This is a genomic window from Arthrobacter woluwensis, assembly GCF_030816155.1.
Taxonomy (GTDB): domain Bacteria; phylum Actinomycetota; class Actinomycetes; order Actinomycetales; family Micrococcaceae; genus Arthrobacter_E; species Arthrobacter_E woluwensis_A.
The window spans coordinates 1,574,518-1,590,012 of record NZ_JAUSXR010000001.1 but is presented as its reverse complement, the minus strand read 5'-3'; the positions used below and the strand labels follow the sequence as shown (position 1 = coordinate 1,590,012).

Sequence of the window (15,495 nt, the reverse complement as noted above, 5' to 3'; positions counted from 1 at the left end):
GCAGCAGTGACAGGAAGTGTGAGGTCAGCAATGAACGACGGACGGTCCGGCACCGCATCACGGCTCAGGCTGTATGTCAACGGCAGCGTGTATTCGGCGGCGGATCCGTTCGCCACGGCCATGCTGGTGGACGGCGACACGGTCGCCTGGATCGGGTCGGAACAGGCGGCACAGTCGCTCCGTGACGATCGCATGGAACTGGTCGACCTCCGCGGGGCCCTCGTGGTCCCCGGATTCGTGGACTCGCACGTCCATCTGACGGAGACGGGTCTGGCCCTCGCATCCCTGGATCTCAGTTCCGTGAGCACCTCGCGGGAGCTGCTGGACGCGGTGTCCTCCGCCGCCGCGGCGCTCGGGCCGGGGGAGACGGTGTTCGGCCACTCGTGGGACGACGCCCAGTGGGCCGTTCCCGGGCTCCCGACGCTCGACGAGCTGGACAGGGCGGCGGGCGGCCGTCCCGTGTACCTCACACGCATCGATGTCCACTCGGCGCTGGTCAACCGCGCGGCGCTGGCCCTGGCAGGTGACCTCACGGGTCTTCGCGGGAACTCCGGGGAATCCGTCCTCAGCCTCGAGGCCCATGGCGCGGTGCGTCAGGCCGTGCGGCGCTTCGGCTCGGCTCAGCGCGAGCAGTACCAGAAGGTCGCCCTGGATGCCGCTGCCCGGCAGGGGTATGTGGCTCTCGCTGAGATGTCCGGGCCCACGATCGCCGGCATGGACGATCTCCGGAGTGCCGTGGCATGGAACGCCACTCCAGGCGCCGGTCCGCGGATCCTTCCGTATTGGGGCCAGGCCGTGGAGACCGTGGAGCAGGCCCGCGCGCTGCTGCAGGAACTCGATGTCCCGGTGCTGGGGCTGGCCGGCGATCTCAACATCGACGGCTCGCTCGGCTCCCGCACGGCCCTGCTCCGCGCCGACTACGCGGATGCCCCCGGCAATTCCGGTTCCCGGTACCTCTCGGCGGAGGCGGCCGCGGAGCACCTCATCGCCTGCACCGAACTGGGTTTGCAGGGTGGTTTCCATGCGATCGGTGACGCGGCGCTCGACGTCGTCGTGGACGCCCTGGACCGCACGTCCGCAAGGCTGGGGGAGTCCGCGGTGCGGCGCGCAGGCCACCGGGTGGAGCACGCCGAGATGCTCGACGCCGATCACATCGCGGCGCTGGTCTCGCACTCCGTGAGCGTGAGCGCGCAGCCGGCCTTCGACGCCGCCTGGGGAGGCCCCGACGGCATGTACGCGCAGCGCCTCGGCTCGCGGTGGGCTTCGATGAATCCGTTCGCGGACCTGTACCGGGCCGGTGTCCCACTGGCGTTCGGCAGCGACGCCCCCGTCACCCCGCTGCGCCCCTGGGACAGCATCCGTGCCTGCCTGGATCACCGGTCCGAGGGGCAGGGCATCTCCGCGCGTGCCGCGTTCATCGGGCACACTCGGGCAGGATGGCGCGCAGCGCGGGACGCCAACCCGCTCAACGGCCAGCTGGTCCCCGGAGCCCCGGCCAATTACGCCGTGTGGGAGGTCGAAAGCCTGATGGTGCAGGTCGCGGACGATCGTGTGGCGTCCTGGAGCACCGATCCCCGGGCCCGCACTCCTCTGCTCCCGGCATTGGACGGGGCTGAGCCCCGGTGCCTGCAGACCGTCTCCGAGGGAGTGGAGCTGTACCGCTCCGAGGAGATCTGAAGGATTCCCCTCAGAAAAGCCGGCTGAGCGGTCTCCCCGGAACCCCCTCCTGAACTGCGACGAAGCATGTCCTTGCAGTTCACGACCGGGGTTGACAGCAAGTTCATGGACCGTAGAGTTGTACATCACGGGTGGTCATGAGGTCTCTTAGGCCATCCAGCCTCATCGGCAGGACAGCTCAGGGAACCCGGCCACGCCGGAGATCCCAGCGTCACGGTGGCGGCACGTCTGAACGGGCCTGGTGGTAGCAGAAAACAGTTGTAGCGGACATGTGTGTGCCGTCTGCGACTGGTCCTTCTCCACCGGGCCCGTTCTTTTGTTCTCCAGGCTTCCGCCCACGGGAGACGGCCCGGCGCCTGCGGTCCCGCGGCCCGGAAGCACGGGGTTGACCGGAAGGCCTCCGCCTCGTGACTTATAATGAGACTTTGCGCCCTGCTGGCACCTCCGGTGATCCGAGCGGCGCGGCCAGCTGTCCCGAGCAGAATGGAAAGCCTCTTTGCGCGTCCTGACCATCATCCCCACGTTCAATGAACTCGAGTCCCTCCCGAAGACGCTCGCTCGGGTGCGCGCTGCGGTGCCGGCCACCGATGTGCTCGTGGTGGATGACAACAGCCCCGACGGCACGGGACGCCTGGCGGATCAGATCGCGGCGGAGGACTCCCAGGTCAAGGTCCTGCATCGCAAGGGCAAGGAAGGACTGGGCGCGGCGTACATCGCCGGTTTCAAGTGGGGTCTCAGCGAAGGCTATGACGTCCTCGTGGAACTCGACGCCGACGGTTCGCACCAGCCGGAGCAGCTTCCTCTGCTCCTGAAGGCCGTGGAGGACGGCGCCGATCTCGCGATCGGTTCGCGCTGGGTGCCCGGGGGAGAGGTCGTCAACTGGCCGGCCCACCGCCAGCTGATCTCACGGTGCGGCTCCTTCTACGCACGGACCATGCTCGGGCTTCCGATCCGTGACCTCACCGGCGGCTACAACGCCTTCCGCGCCACCACCCTGCAGACGATCGATCTGGACCTGGTGGAGTCGAAGGGCTACGGCTTCCAGGTGGACCTCAAGTGGCGCACGGCCAAGGCGGGTCTGACCATCAAGGAGGTTCCGATCACCTTCGTCGAGCGCGAGTTCGGCACCTCGAAGATGAGCGGCAACATCGTGGTGGAAGCCATGATCAACGTGACCAAGTGGGGTCTGAACGCCCGCTGGCACGCCCTCACGGGCGGCCGCAAGCGCTGACCCCCTGCGCCGAGAGGCGCCTCGCTCGGGGTGGACTTGAAACAGAGACCTGAGACGCAGAAAGGGCCGGAACCCACGGGTTCCGGCCCTTCCTTCATGTCGTCGTCCAGCGGTGTCAGCTGGCGCGTGCTCCCCGGCGTTCGCGGAGGATCTTGAGGCGGTCCTCAAGGATCTGCTCCAGCTCGGGGATGGAACGGCGTTCCAGCAGCATGTCCCAGTGGGTGCGGGCCGCCTTCTCATTGGCGTCGACCGGCTTCTCGCCGTCCACCAGAATCGCTTCCTTGCCGGTCTTGGACGTCCAGACCGGGGGGATCTCCGCTTCGGCGGCAAAGGTCACGAAAACCTGCTCACCATCAGCGCAACGGTACTCCACACGCTGGCGCGGCGCCGGCTCCACACCGGATTCGCTCTCCATGCTCTGTGCGCCAAGGCGCATGCCTCGCAGGCTGCGATCGCTCATTTCTTCTCCCTCGCTGACCGGGTTCCACGGCACTCACCCTGGCTCGATGGCCTGGGGGATACCCTGTCGAATGCAACGCTTCCGGAGCCGGACTTGTTCCCGCTCCCGAGGCGCAACCACCCATTTTACGGCACCGGAGCCGCTTCGCGGGCCATACACCACCGGCCCCGTCGAAACGAGGCCGGTGGGCACTGCTGAGAGGACTCCGGAGCCGGAGCGTCAGTGGCGCGGCACGCCACCGGTGGAGTCGCCGGCGTCGGGCGCCACATTGCCGAGCACGCCGCCGATGCCCTTGAGGGCCTCGCCCACCTCGCTCGGGATGATCCAGAGCTTGTTGGACGTTCCTTCGGCCAGCTTGGGAAGCGTCTGGAGGTACTGGTACGCCAGCAGCTTCTGGTCAGGACGCCCGGCGTGGATCGCGTCGAAGACCTTCTGGATGGCCTGGGCTTCACCGTCGGCCCGCAGGATCGCGGCCTTCGCATCACCTTCGGCCTTGAGGATGGCGGCCTGACGCTCACCTTCCGCGGTCAGGATCTGGGACTGCTTGGTGCCTTCCGCTGTGAGGATCGCGGCACGGCGGTCACGCTCGGCGCGCATCTGCTTCTCCATCGAGTCCTGGATGGAGAGGGGCGGATCGATGGCCTTGAGCTCCACGCGGGAGACGCGGATGCCCCAGCGTCCGGTGGCCTCGTCGAGGACGCCGCGCAGCTGGCCGTTGATCTGGTCGCGGCTGGTCAGAGCCTGCTCCAGGTTGAGCCCGCCGACCACGTTGCGGAGCGTCGTGGTGGTGAGCTGCTCGACGGCCTGGATGTAGTTGGCGATCTCATAGGTGGCTGCGCGGGCGTCCGTGACCTGGAAGTAGACCACGGTGTCGATCGACACCACGAGGTTGTCCTCGGTGATGACGGGTTGCGGCGGGAACGAGACCACCTGCTCGCGGAGGTCCAGGAGAGGCAGCAGACGGTCCACGAACGGGATGAGGATGGTCAGACCCGGATTCAGCGTGCGCTGGTACTTCCCGAGACGTTCCACCACCCCGGCACGGGCCTGCGGCACGATCCGGACCGAGCGGATCAGCACGATCAGGACGAAGATCACCAGGGCGATCAGGAGGAACGAGAGTACGACAGGTAAGGGATTGAACATCAGCAGGTGCCTTTCCTGGGTTGGCGGGACGGGCAAGCGCCTTGCCCGCTGAGAAAGTCAGGAAGCAGCCGTGGGCTGCTCGAGAAGTCCGACGACGGCGTGCGCGCCGTCGATGCGCAGCACCTGGACGGTGGTGCCGGTGAGGAAACTGGGGCCGTCGGTCCGGGCGCTCCACACATCGCCGCCGATCTTGACCAGTCCACCGAGCGGACTGGCGGTCTCCACCACGAGGGCGGAGTCGCCGATGAGACGATCGACGTTGCTGAGGGAGTCTTTCGGACCCTTGCGGAGGTGCTTGAGTGCGATCGGACGGACGAAGAAGATCATCAGGAGCGAGACGAGGCAGAAGACCACCACCTGGAGCCAGAACGGCGCTCCCGCGAGTGCGACGAAGAGCGTCACCATGGAGGAGCCGGCCATCATGAGGAAGATGAGATCCAGGCTGAGGAGCTCGATCACCCCGAAGACCAGCAGAGTGACGAGCCAGAGGGCCCAGAGATTGTCGATGAGCCAGTCCATCGTGCCACCCCTTTGCTGTGGGTGAAACCAACGCCTCCTTCGGCGACGACTCCCCACGATCGTTTAAACCATCCTAGTCACACCGTGGTTCGGGACGCCCGTCACAGGGCGGATGGTTCAGGACGCCGTGCCGGAAAGCTACGTCGGAAGGCGGCCGGTCAGGCCGGGAGGGGCCGGTACGCGGAGAGGGTGAATCCGGCGGTGACCGGAGTCTCGGCGCCCAGGGCTGCGGTCCGGACGGCGAGTGCGGCCGGGTCCAGATGGTGCCCGGCCGGACCCATGAGGGCGACCGCGGCGACGTCGGCGGGGGACAGCGAGAGGGCGAACTCCAGCGTCCGGCGATCCATCAGCTCGAAGTCCTCGGCCATGCCGGCGTCGAGCCGTTCAGTCTTGCCTTCCTCGATGTCCAGCAGCCCGGCGACGTCGGCGATCTCCCGCAGATGGGAGGGCAGCGGCGTCACGACGACGGCGACCCCGCCCGGTCGCAGGACGCGGCGGAACTCGGCGGGGTTGCGGGGAGCGAACACCACCAGGACGGCATCGGCGCTCTCGTCCGCCAACGGAAGCGGACGCCAGACGTCCCAGACGAACACGGCGGCGTCCGGGTTCAGGCGTGCGGCGCGTCGCAGGGCGAACTTGGAGATGTCGAAGGCGACCGCGGAGGGCATTGCGGTTCCCGAGGCCTCCGCGGTGAGCCGCGTGGTGACTTCATGGAGGTAGTAGCCCGTGCCGGCTCCGGCGTCGACCACGACCGGTGCGCCGGCGTCGTAGGGCAATGCTGAGCGCACCATGCCGCTGAGGGCCTCGGCCAGGGGCTCGTAATGCCCGGCCTCGAGAAAGGTGGCCCGGGAGGCGGCCATGGCGGCACTGTCCGCTGTGAAGGAGGTGCCCTTGCCGGTCAGAAAGTTGTAGTAGCCCTGCTTGGCCGCGTCGAAGCTGTGACCGGACGGGCACCGGAGCCGTGATCCCGGTGCTGGAGAAGCCTGCACAGGAGAAGCCGGTGCAGGAAGGAACGGTTCGCCGCAGTGCGGGCAGCGCAGCAAGGCTCTGACGTCATCTCGCACGGTCAGAAACCCAGGCCCTTCCGGGCCGCGTCGATCCCGGGGGCAGCCCAGTACTCGGCGTACTCCGGGTTGAAGGTCAGCGAACGGGTCACGGCCTTGTCCACGTAGAGCGTGCCGGCCAGGTGGTCCGTTTCATGCTGCACGATGCGGGCCTGCCAGCCGGCGAACTCCTCACTGCGGGCCTCGCTGTCGGGGGTGGTCCAGTCCAGCCGCACCCGCTGATGACGAGCGACGACCCCTTGCAGACCGTGGACCGAGAGGCAGCCTTCGTAGAACGGCGCCAGTTCCTCGCCGACCCCGTGGTAGACCGGATTGACCACGGCAAAGTAGGGCAGCGGCTCCCGGTCACGTTCCGAGGCGATCTCCTCGGGGATGGGCCATTGGTCCTCCAGCACGGCGAGGCGGAGCGGAACGCCCAGCTGCGGCGCAGCCAGCCCGACGCCTGGAGCCGCGTGCATGACGGCGCGCATGAGGTCGAGAAACGCCGAGAGCTCCGCAGCGCTGAGCTGCCCCGTGAAGTCCTTGGCCTGCTGCCGGAGGACGGGGTGTCCGGCCTGCACGATGGCGACATCGTCCGGGGAGTCCAGGAGCGCCAGGACCAGGTCCCGGATCTCCGCATCACTCAGGGTGGGGGCAGGGGCGGACACGGTTCTCCTCAGGTGATCGGGCGCCGGCTCCTCGGTCGAGCGGGCCTGCTGCACGGCTAGGATGCAGTCTATGACAGCTGAGACAGCCCGCCGGATCGTCCTCGACTATGTGCATGCCGTGGGCCGGCAGGCCCCTGTGGACGAACTGGGCGCGTTTCTGGCGCCGGACTTCATGTTCCGCGAATGGCCCAATGCGCTCTCTCCGCAGGAGGCCACCCGTGACCGGGAGCAGACCCTGAACGGGTTCGCGCAGGCGCACCTCGTGGTGGGGGAGCAGGAGTACACCGTCCAGCGCGTGCTGGCCGACGGCGATGAGGTGGCCGTGGAGCTCTCCTGGCAGGCCGTGGCCCGGATGGATCTGCCGTACTGGAATGAGGGCGAGTCGATGAGGGCACGGATTCTCTCGGTCTTCACCGTGCGGGACGGGCTCATCGCGGCACAGGACAGCTTCGACAGCTACGAAACCTGAGGCGCAGCCCGCGGTTCCGCACTGCGCCTCAGCCGCAGTCCCTCACCCATCGATCAGGGAGCGCACCAGCGCCAGGAACTCGCCGGTCTCCCGCGACAGCGGGACGCGTGAGGGCCACACCGCACGGAGCGTACGCGCGAGCACCAGCCCGGGCACCGTCACCGCCACAAGGCGGCCCGTCAGCAGTTCGGGACTGACCGCCATTCTGCTCACGACGCCGGGGCCGAGCCCCGCGGCCACGCTCGCCACGAGCGCCGCGTTGCTGCCCACTTCGAGGCGCGATGGCGCGGCGCTCTCCGCCGTGTGCGCTGCCAGAGCCCGCTCGGCCACCTGACGCGTGCCGGAACCCGCCTCCCGCACCACCAGGGTCGCACTCGCGACCTCGTCCGCGCCCACGGTCTCCCGGGCCGCCCAGGGGTGCGCCGCGGGAACGACGACCAGGAGATCGTCCCGGAGCAGATCGAGGTAGTGGAAGCCCGTCTCGATCGTCGGGCCCTCGACGAAGCCGAGGTCGACGCTGCCCTCGCGGAGGCGTTCGAACACGGACGCCGAGTTGCCGACGTCGAGCGTGATGGAGAGGGCGGGAAGCCGCTGCCGGGCGGTCGCCAGCCAGGCCGGCATGAGGTGTTCCGCCACGGTGAGGCTGGAGCAGATGTGAAGACTGCCCCCTTGACCTGCGAGGGCGTCCACGGCATGGGTCACCCGGGTCGCTGCGGCGAGCACCTCCGAGGCCAGCCCCGCCACCACCAGACCACGGTCGGTGAGACGGCTTCCCCGTGCGGACCGTTCCGCGAGTGCGAAGCCCGCGCTGCGCTCCATGGAGTCGAGCAGCCGCGAGGCGTTCGGCTGGGCGAGACCCAGAAGACGGGCCGCCGCACCGATGCTGCCGGCTTCAGCCAGCGCGTCCAGCAGGCGGAAATGGCGCAGGTCCCAGTCTCGAACGGTCATATCACCAGCATATGGCTCCATGCCCGATTGCCGTCTACTGGCAGGCCGCGCCCGTTGACAGCATGGAAACATGCCTACCGCTCTGCAACGTTCCGGACTGGCGCTCGCCGGCGCCGTGGCCCTCGCGGCCTGCCTGATTTCCCACCTGGCGCCGGGGGTGAGTGCTCTGCTGATCGCGATCATCCTCGGGGTCGGCGCACGCAATCTCGGCCTCCTGCCGCGTGCGAGCGAACCCGGCCTGGGCTATGCCTCCCGGGTGCCGCTGCGCCTGGGCATCGTGCTCCTGGGGCTGCAACTCTCCTTGCCCGAGTTGTTCGCGCACGGCTGGGGGCTTCCCCTGCTGGCCGTGATCGTGGTGGGTGTCGGCATCGTCGGCACCCTGGGTCTCGGCCGGCTCCTGGGCGTGGAGCGCAAGCAGGCGCTCCTCGTGGCGTGCGGTTTCTCGATCTGCGGAGCCGCGGCCGTCGCCGGCGTCGAGTCGAGTGTGGACGCCCGGGAGAAAGAGACGGTGACCGCCGTCGCGCTCGTGGTCCTTTTCGGGACCCTCATGATCCCGCTGATCCCCGGGCTCGGGGCCCTCCTGGGCCTCAGCACGGAACAGACGGCGCTCTGGGCGGGCGCGTCGGTGCACGAAGTCGGCCAGGTGGTCGCGATCGGAGGACTGCTCGGCGGAGGAGCGCTCGGCCTGGCGGTCAGCATGAAGCTCGCCCGCGTGCTCCTACTGGCCCCTGTGGCCGCCGTCCTGGGAGCCCGCTCCCGCGCGCTCGCACCGGAGAGCGGACCGGAACGCGGGCCGGAGCACGGGGCCTCCGGGAAGCGCTCGCCCGTCGTGCCGCTCTTCCTGGTGGGGTTCATCCTCGCCGCGGTGCTCCGGAGCATCCTTCCGGTGCCTCACGAAGCGCTGGCACTGGCATCGCTACTTCAGGAATTCCTCCTGGCGACCGCCATGTTCGCGCTCGGCGCCGGTGTCCACCTCAAGACCCTGCTGTCCGGCAGCGGGAAGCTGCTCACGCTGGCCGCCGGTTCCACCGCATTGGTCGCATTGCTCGGCCTGGGTGGCGCCCTGATCATCGCTTAAGGCTCACGGGCCGCCGGGATCATCGACTGCGGGTCACCCGAGGGGGAGGAGCCGCTCCAGGTGTCGCCTGACGCGGGCCGCGACCTCGGCAGGATCAGGGGTCCCTGAGGCGCTCCACAGGTTTTCGGCGATCAGACCTTCCAGGAAGGTCACGAGGTCCCGTGCCGCCTCCCGGGGTTCGACAGCACCCAATGCGGTCATCAGTTCCTCGGCCAGAGGGACCGAGAACAGGCAGTGGGCCAAGGCGTCCCGTAGCTCAGGAGGAAGAGACCTCTCGCCGAGCAGGGCGGTCCGCGCCAGTGCCTGGTCCCGCCGGTCCGTCAGGAGCAGCCGCAGCTGACGGGCGATCACGACGGCGGCCTCTCCTACGTCAGGACGGCCTGCGTCAGGACGGCTTCTCGCCCCGGGAGCCCTGTCAGACGGACCGGAGAGGCCCTGTTCCAGTGCGGCACGGGACCGCGTCGCGATCCACCGGCCCGTCGCCTCCAGGAGGGCGTGACGTGTCCTGAAGTAGTACGACGTCGACCCGAGCGGCAGATTCAGCCTGCGATCCACTGCCTGGTGGGTCAGCCCTCGCGCCCCGTCGCACGCCAGCAGGCCCACGGCGGCCTCGCAGATGGCATCCCGCCGGTCCTGTTTCATGGCGAGCCTCCTTCCCGTACGGATCGTCCCGCACCATATCCGCAATAGATCCTCTATAGCTGTAGAGTACAGGCATGTTGCCCCGGCTCTTCCGCTCAACCGGCATGACACCCGCCCTGCCCGACGCCGCCGCGGTTCACCGACGCGCGGCGGCCGGCGGCAAGATCCTCGACGAGGAGCAGTGCCAGGCCCTGCGCGATCTCGAATCGGCCGGCCAGAGATCCGTCTACCTCTGGGGCGCCGTGGGACGCGGCAAGTCCTGGCTGCTGGAGGAGTACTTCACCCTCCTGCCCGAACACAGCCGGCAGCGCGTCCACCTCCACACCTTCCTCGGCGGCCTGCAGTCCGCGCTCGCGGACGCGCCAGGCAAGGCCGAGCAGGTGATCGCCGGCTACCGCACGGAAACGCGCGTCCTGCTCTTCGACGAATTCCTCCTCCACGACGTCGCCGACGCGCACCTCTTGAACCGCTGGCTCCCTCGCGCGCTCGCGGCCGGCGTCCGGATCCTCGCGACGTCGAACTATCCGCCGCAGCGGCTCCTGCCCGACCCGCTCTTCCATGACGCGGCCCTGCCGGTCATCCGGGCGATCGAGACCGGTTTCCACGTCATCGAGCTCGGCGGGACCCGGGACCACCGACTGTCAGGGCCGTCGGGCTGGGTGCCGGATGGGGCATCGGGCTGGGCTCTGGCCAGCGCCGCGCGTCCCGGCTGGATCACGGAACCGCTCGGACCCTCCGCCGCCTGGACCCGCGACGAGACGGCGAACGAGGTCGAGATCCCTCTCGGCCGCGGCGGCCCCGGGAGCCCGGGCGGGCGGAGCCTGCGGGCGCGGCTGACAGGCGACGGCGTCTACGTCGTGGAGTTCTCTCGGCTCTGCGAGGAGCCGCTGTCCGCCCGGGACTATCTGGACCTCGCGCGGCGCGCCAGACGCTGGGTGGTCACGGGGGTTCCCGGCGTCGACGATCTGGGCCGAGAGCCCGCACAGCGCTGGGCGCACCTGGTCGACGTCCTGTATGACGAACGCGTGGACGTGATCTTCGAGTCGGAGTGCTCCCTGCCGTCAGGGGAGGAGCTTGCCGTCCGGCTGCGGGACGCGGAGCGCTTCGTGAGCAGGCTGCGGCATCTCGCGGAACGGCCCTTCGCATGAATTCATAGAACTCATAGAATTCACACAAACTCATCGCTAGACTCGTCCCATGAAGAACCCGTTCCGCCCGACCGCCGGCGCCACCCCGCCCGAACTCATCGGGCGGGAAGGCCTGCTGGACGAGTTCGTCTACGGCCTGCACCTGGGTTCGGGAGCGCCGGGCCTGCTGACCATCTTCACAGGCGTGCGAGGCGTGGGGAAGACCGTGATGCTGGGCGCCGCCGAGGACGCTGCGCTGGAAGCAGGCTGGGCGGTCATCTCCGAGACCGCGACGCCGGGATTCGTTGCCAGGATCGGCGAACACATGCGCCGGCTCACCCAAGAACTGGGGGAGGGGCGCGCGGCCCGGCGGGTCACGGCACTCTCAGTGGCCGGGTTCGGGATCACCACACAGCTGGCGCCCGAGGAGCAGGTGCAGTGGAGGGACCAGGCCATCGCCCTACTGGCGCTTCTGGCGGACAAGGGGACCGGGCTCATCCTGACCGTGGACGAGATCCACGCCGCCAACCGTTCGGAGCTCGCCCTCCTGGCCGCCGACGTCCAGCACCTCATCCGGGAGTCCCTGCCCATCGGGCTCGTCTTCGCGGGGCTGCCCTCCGCCGTCTCGGACCTGCTCAACGAGGGCGTGGCGACTTTCCTGCGCCGCGCCGACCGCATCGATCTGCACGCCGCCGCACTCGACGACGTCGAACGGTCCCTCCGCGACACCCTCGCCGAAGGCGGCTGGACGCTGGGTGCGGACCAGGCAGCACGCGCCGCCGAGGCGACGGGCGGGTACCCCTTCCTCATCCAGCTAGTGGGGTACTACCTCTGGAAGGAAGCCGAGGTGGGGCCGCTCGGCGACGACGCCGTTCAGCGCGCGGTGGCGGCCGCGCGCCGTCGTCATGACCGGACCGTCATCGAGGCGGCTCTGGCGTCCGTCTCCCCGCGGGACCGGGAATTCCTCGAGGCCATGGCCGAGGACCCGGAAGGGATCTCCACCAGCGGGGACATCGGTCAGCGGATCGGCATGCGGGCCAGTGCCGTCGGCAATTACCGGACCCGCCTCATCGACGCCGGTCTCATCGAGGCCGCCGGGCACGGCAAGCTGCGGTTCGCGATTCCCGGCATGGCGGAGTATTTCCGGGGTGATTGACGCCGCGCCCGGTCCTGACCGGCGCAGCAACGGATCAGCGCAGCACGCGGTCAGCGGTGCCGCGAAGGGCGGTCGCCACAGCGTCCAGGGCGGCCGAGCCCACCGCCCATTGCTGCCAGTGCAGGCTGACGTCCACGGTGTTCGCTTCATCCAGCACGACCAGCCGGCCCGCGGCACGCCCGGCGTCCGTCTGGATGTCCGGCAGCATCGCCCAGCCCAGACCCAGCTCGGTGGCTTTGACGAACTCCGAGCTTGACGGAACGTGGGTGCACGGCGGGTCCAGGGGCGTTTCCGGGCTGTGAAGAGCCAGGAATCGGTCCTGCAGACTGTCTTTGCGGTTGAAATTGAGCATGGGCGCACGGGCGAGGCTATCCGCCGTCAGGCCGTCGGCGAACCAGCGGTCACGGAAATCCGGACTCGCCATCGCGTGATACCGCATGATGCCCAGCGGCGTCACCCGGCACCCCGCCACCGGGCTCGTGTCCGACGTGATCGCCGCCATGGCGACGCCCTCCCGGAGCCACGCGGTCGTATGGTCCTGATCATCGACCAGGATCTCGAAGCTCACACCGGGCACGGTGGCCAGAGCCGGGAGGACCCAGGTGGCGAGTGAGTCGGCGTTGACCACCAACGGGATGCGGGCGCCCTGCGGATCGTCCAGCCCGAGCTCCACCGCGGTCTCCTGCTCCAGGAGCGCGATCTGACGCGCCAGACGCAGCACCGCCCGCCCGGGTTCCGTGGCCACGGCAGGTTTTGAGCGCAGGAGGAGCACTTTCCCGACCTGTTGTTCGAGCGCCCTGATCCGTTGGCTGATGGCCGAAGGTGTCAGATGCAGGGCGGAGGCGGCGGCGTCGAAGGTGCCGTGCTCGACCACGGCGCTCAGAGCACGGAGCTGATCAGGATGGGCTATCACATGAATGATTCTAATGATCCTGAAGAATAATTAGCTTCACTTCCGGTTCGGCCGTCGATAGCGTGAACGGGTGATTCTGACTGATCTTCCCGTGCTTCTGGCCGGCTTCGGCGCCGGACTGTCCCTCATCATCGCCATCGGCGCGCAGAATGCCTTCGTGCTCCGCCAGGGCCTCTTGAGAGAGCACGTGGTGCCGGTCGTGCTGCTCTGCATGGCCAGTGACGCCCTGCTGATCCTGGCTGGGATCTCAGGAGTGGGTGCGGCGATCGAAGCGGCGCCGTGGATTCTGATCGTGGCGCGCTGGGCCGGTGCGGCGTTCCTCCTGGTCTACGCCTTCACGGCGGCTCGCCGGGTGATGAGCAAGAGCTCGCTGCTGTCCGCCGAACGCGGAGGGGGCGCCGGCTTGTGGGCGACCCTCGCCACCGTCGCAGCCCTGACCTGGCTGAACCCCCACGTCTATCTGGACACGGTGCTGCTGCTCGGCTCGCTGGGGGCGGCACACGGCGAGGCCCGCTGGTCCTTCGGAGCCGGGGCCGCGGCGGCGAGCGTGATCTGGTTCAGCCTGCTGGGCTTCGGCGCCCGTTTCCTGGCGCCGGTCTTCGCGAGGCCGGTGGCGTGGAGGATCCTCGACGCCGCCATCGCGGTGACCATGGTGATCATCGCGGTGCAGCTGGTGCTGATGCACTGAACCGCTCAGGCCACCAGCTCCACTTCGAAGCCCTGCCCGTTCACGAGGTACAACGCGGTGTGCTGTGGCCCTCCGGCATGGGGGTACGCCTCCGGAAAGAGTTCCTGCCAGCCATGCGATTCGGCGTCCCGGCGCAGCTCATCGAGGAGGTCGCGGCCCGGCACGGTCAAGGCGAGGTGGTTCAGCCCCGGACGGAATCGGTCATGCGGCGCGTCCAGCACTGCGGGGGACTGCTCCAGCACCAGATAGCTTCCCTCCGGATGCCGCCAGATCCTGCCCTGCGGCCAATCGGCGGGATCGTCCTTGACGAAGCCGAGACGCGAGAGGAGCCAGTCGAAGGACGGCTCGGCGCCGGACAGGTCCCGGGTCCAGAGTTCAAGGTGATGGAAGATCGGCACACGGGGAGTCTAACGTCCTTCGTTTCCGCGCCCTGCCGCCCGCCAGAGGTGCGGACGGGCGGAGGTGCGGACGGGCGGCCACGGGATCTTCTCCGCGGCCGCCCGCTCCGTTCACTTCTCCGCGCCGAGGTCCGCGACGCTGTAGCTCCACAGCTCGGCGGAGACGCCGACCGGGCGCTGGCGGGCGCCGTCGTCTCCTCCGGAGGGGCGGTGGCCATGGCCGAACGACGCCGATTCGCGCCAGGCGTTGAAGCTCTCCTCATCCGCCCAACGGGTCAGCACCAGCCAGACGTCGCGCCCGTCGGTCGGCTGGAGGAGCTCGAAGCCCTCGAAACCGGGCTGGCCGTCCACCGACGTGGCGCGGGCGGCGAAGCGCTTGGCGAGTTCGTCGCCGGAGTCTGCGGGAACGGTGATGGCGTTGATCTTGATGACACTCATGAGTCCATTCTGCCTGGTCGGTCAGGGATGCTGGACGGCGCCGACGGGATCCTCGTCCGGCTGGGAGATCCAGAGCGTGCTGCCGTCCGGTCCGGGGCAGGGCACGCGCAGGGTCCGGCCGAACGTCTCGTCGATCACATCATGCTGGATGCCGGCATTCAGCAGACGCTGATGGAACAGCTGCAGATCGGAGGTCCCGACGGCGAATCCGGCGCCAGGCGCGCCGGCGTCACCGATGTGCACCAGCACCGTTCCCTCCGCGGCCCGCAGGGTCACGGTCTGGCCGTTGGTCTCGGTCAGGTGGCGCTTCAGCCCGAGGTGCTCCAATTCGGCCGCCGCCCCGGCGACGTCGGCGGCCATCCGCAGAGCCTCCACCCACGTGTCCGGCCCCGCCTGGCCGGACCTTGAGGGAGTCCGGGGGTCCACGAGGAAGCGTAAGCCGTCCGCCGTCGTCACCCGCACCGATTCACCGTGCCCCGCGAGATGACGCTCGACGCGCAGGGCGGGAATGGATGGCACGGCCGCGAGGAAGGTGTCCAGGCTGTCCGTTTCGAACCCGAGACTCACGGTTCCCTCCGGATAGCCGCTCTCCGCCAGATGAAGGGCGACGCGTCCGCTTCCGAAATCGAGGACGGTCCACGTGGGGTCGTCGGTGAGGCGAATCGCACCGAGGCATTCCAGGAGTTCCAGCCACTCCTCCCGGTGGGTCGTGTAGACGATGGGCCTGACGGTCAGTGCGGGGATCATGGCTTCTCCTTGAGGTATTCCGAGAGGGCGTTCTCCACCAGCGACGAGAGCGAGACGCCCTCGTCCACCGCACGGTGCTTGACCGCTTTGATCAGCTCCGGCGGGAGGTACACATTGAACTGCGCCTTCGACTGCTTCTCTGTCATG

The 15,495-nt window shown here is 68.8% G+C and carries 19 protein-coding genes; 7 read left to right on the top strand and 12 right to left on the bottom strand.

Features of this window, described 5'->3' with window-relative positions:
- Window positions 1-30: 30 nt before the first annotated feature.
- Window positions 31-1,677 carry an amidohydrolase gene (locus QFZ52_RS07145; RefSeq protein WP_307498684.1) on the top strand — a complete coding sequence of 549 codons (1,647 nt, stop codon included), beginning with the start codon at window positions 31-33 and terminating at the stop codon, window positions 1,675-1,677.
- A 496-nt stretch (window positions 1,678-2,173) separates the two neighbouring features.
- The gene (locus QFZ52_RS07140; RefSeq protein ID WP_307496934.1) at window positions 2,174-2,908 is read left to right on the top strand and encodes a polyprenol monophosphomannose synthase; all 735 of its coding nucleotides are present in this window, start codon (window positions 2,174-2,176) and stop codon (window positions 2,906-2,908) included.
- A gap of 115 nt (window positions 2,909-3,023) precedes the next feature.
- Here QFZ52_RS07140 and QFZ52_RS07135 read toward each other — a convergent pair whose 3' ends face one another.
- The 5 genes from QFZ52_RS07135 to QFZ52_RS07115 form a co-directional block, all read right to left on the bottom strand.
- The gene (locus QFZ52_RS07135) at window positions 3,024-3,368 is read right to left on the bottom strand and encodes an RNA polymerase-binding protein RbpA (RefSeq protein WP_066212477.1); all 345 of its coding nucleotides are present in this window, start codon (window positions 3,366-3,368) and stop codon (window positions 3,024-3,026) included.
- Between the two features lie 219 nt (window positions 3,369-3,587).
- Window positions 3,588-4,514, bottom strand: coding sequence for an SPFH domain-containing protein (locus tag QFZ52_RS07130; protein ID WP_066212479.1), 927 nt, complete (start codon window positions 4,512-4,514; stop codon window positions 3,588-3,590).
- Between the two features lie 57 nt (window positions 4,515-4,571).
- Window positions 4,572-5,033 carry an NfeD family protein gene (locus QFZ52_RS07125; protein WP_307496933.1) on the bottom strand — a complete coding sequence of 154 codons (462 nt, stop codon included), beginning with the start codon at window positions 5,031-5,033 and terminating at the stop codon, window positions 4,572-4,574.
- Between the two features lie 158 nt (window positions 5,034-5,191).
- Window positions 5,192-6,022 (bottom strand): methyltransferase domain-containing protein, encoded by an 831-nt coding sequence (locus tag QFZ52_RS07120; protein WP_307496932.1) that lies wholly within the window; start codon window positions 6,020-6,022, stop codon window positions 5,192-5,194.
- Window positions 6,023-6,099: 77 nt separating this feature from the next.
- Window positions 6,100-6,744, bottom strand: a complete 645-nt coding sequence (locus QFZ52_RS07115; protein ID WP_307496931.1) for a peptide deformylase — start codon at window positions 6,742-6,744, stop codon at window positions 6,100-6,102.
- A gap of 70 nt (window positions 6,745-6,814) precedes the next feature.
- On the opposite strand from QFZ52_RS07115, the gene QFZ52_RS07110 reads away from it, so the two are divergent.
- Window positions 6,815-7,213 (top strand): nuclear transport factor 2 family protein, encoded by a 399-nt coding sequence (locus tag QFZ52_RS07110; RefSeq protein ID WP_307496930.1) that lies wholly within the window; start codon window positions 6,815-6,817, stop codon window positions 7,211-7,213.
- 42 nt (window positions 7,214-7,255) lie between these two features.
- Here the strand turns inward: QFZ52_RS07110 and QFZ52_RS07105 are convergent, their stop codons facing one another.
- Entirely contained in the window at window positions 7,256-8,161 is a 906-nt protein-coding gene (locus QFZ52_RS07105; RefSeq protein WP_307496928.1) for a LysR family transcriptional regulator, read from the bottom strand.
- A 70-nt stretch (window positions 8,162-8,231) separates the two neighbouring features.
- Between QFZ52_RS07105 and QFZ52_RS07100 the strand changes: the two genes are divergently transcribed.
- Window positions 8,232-9,239, top strand: a complete 1,008-nt coding sequence (locus QFZ52_RS07100) for a YeiH family protein (protein ID WP_307496927.1) — start codon at window positions 8,232-8,234, stop codon at window positions 9,237-9,239.
- Window positions 9,240-9,272: 33 nt separating this feature from the next.
- On the opposite strand, the gene QFZ52_RS07095 is transcribed toward QFZ52_RS07100, so the two are convergent.
- The gene (locus QFZ52_RS07095; protein ID WP_307496926.1) at window positions 9,273-9,881 is read right to left on the bottom strand and encodes a TetR/AcrR family transcriptional regulator; all 609 of its coding nucleotides are present in this window, start codon (window positions 9,879-9,881) and stop codon (window positions 9,273-9,275) included.
- A gap of 74 nt (window positions 9,882-9,955) precedes the next feature.
- Here QFZ52_RS07095 and zapE point away from each other — a divergent pair, with 74 nt between their 5' ends.
- Window positions 9,956-11,029: a cell division protein ZapE gene (gene zapE / locus QFZ52_RS07090; protein ID WP_307496924.1), complete on the top strand. Its 1,074-nt coding sequence runs from the start codon at window positions 9,956-9,958 to the stop codon at window positions 11,027-11,029.
- A gap of 49 nt (window positions 11,030-11,078) precedes the next feature.
- The gene (locus QFZ52_RS07085; RefSeq protein ID WP_307496923.1) at window positions 11,079-12,164 is read left to right on the top strand and encodes an ATP-binding protein; all 1,086 of its coding nucleotides are present in this window, start codon (window positions 11,079-11,081) and stop codon (window positions 12,162-12,164) included.
- A gap of 34 nt (window positions 12,165-12,198) precedes the next feature.
- Here QFZ52_RS07085 and QFZ52_RS07080 read toward each other — a convergent pair whose 3' ends face one another.
- Window positions 12,199-13,077, bottom strand: coding sequence for a LysR family transcriptional regulator ArgP (locus QFZ52_RS07080; protein ID WP_307496922.1), 879 nt, complete (start codon window positions 13,075-13,077; stop codon window positions 12,199-12,201).
- Window positions 13,078-13,147: 70 nt separating this feature from the next.
- Here QFZ52_RS07080 and QFZ52_RS07075 point away from each other — a divergent pair, with 70 nt between their 5' ends.
- On the top strand, window positions 13,148-13,765 hold the full coding sequence (locus QFZ52_RS07075; RefSeq protein ID WP_307496920.1) for a LysE/ArgO family amino acid transporter: 618 nt from the start codon (window positions 13,148-13,150) through the stop codon (window positions 13,763-13,765).
- Window positions 13,766-13,770: 5 nt separating this feature from the next.
- Here QFZ52_RS07075 and QFZ52_RS07070 read toward each other — a convergent pair whose 3' ends face one another.
- The 4 genes from QFZ52_RS07070 to QFZ52_RS07055 all read right to left on the bottom strand — a co-directional run bounded on the left by QFZ52_RS07070 (window position 13,771) and on the right by QFZ52_RS07055 (window position 15,494).
- Window positions 13,771-14,163, bottom strand: coding sequence for a VOC family protein (locus QFZ52_RS07070; RefSeq protein WP_307496919.1), 393 nt, complete (start codon window positions 14,161-14,163; stop codon window positions 13,771-13,773).
- A gap of 111 nt (window positions 14,164-14,274) precedes the next feature.
- Window positions 14,275-14,601: an antibiotic biosynthesis monooxygenase family protein gene (locus QFZ52_RS07065; RefSeq protein ID WP_307496918.1), complete on the bottom strand. Its 327-nt coding sequence runs from the start codon at window positions 14,599-14,601 to the stop codon at window positions 14,275-14,277.
- A 21-nt stretch (window positions 14,602-14,622) separates the two neighbouring features.
- On the bottom strand, window positions 14,623-15,348 hold the full coding sequence (locus QFZ52_RS07060; RefSeq protein ID WP_307496917.1) for a hypothetical protein: 726 nt from the start codon (window positions 15,346-15,348) through the stop codon (window positions 14,623-14,625).
- A complete protein-coding gene (locus QFZ52_RS07055; RefSeq protein ID WP_278266319.1) occupies window positions 15,345-15,494 on the bottom strand; it encodes a ribbon-helix-helix domain-containing protein in 150 nt (49 codons plus the stop codon). The genes QFZ52_RS07060 and QFZ52_RS07055 overlap by 4 nt, the downstream gene beginning before the upstream one ends.
- Between the last annotated feature and the right edge of the window lies 1 nt (window position 15,495).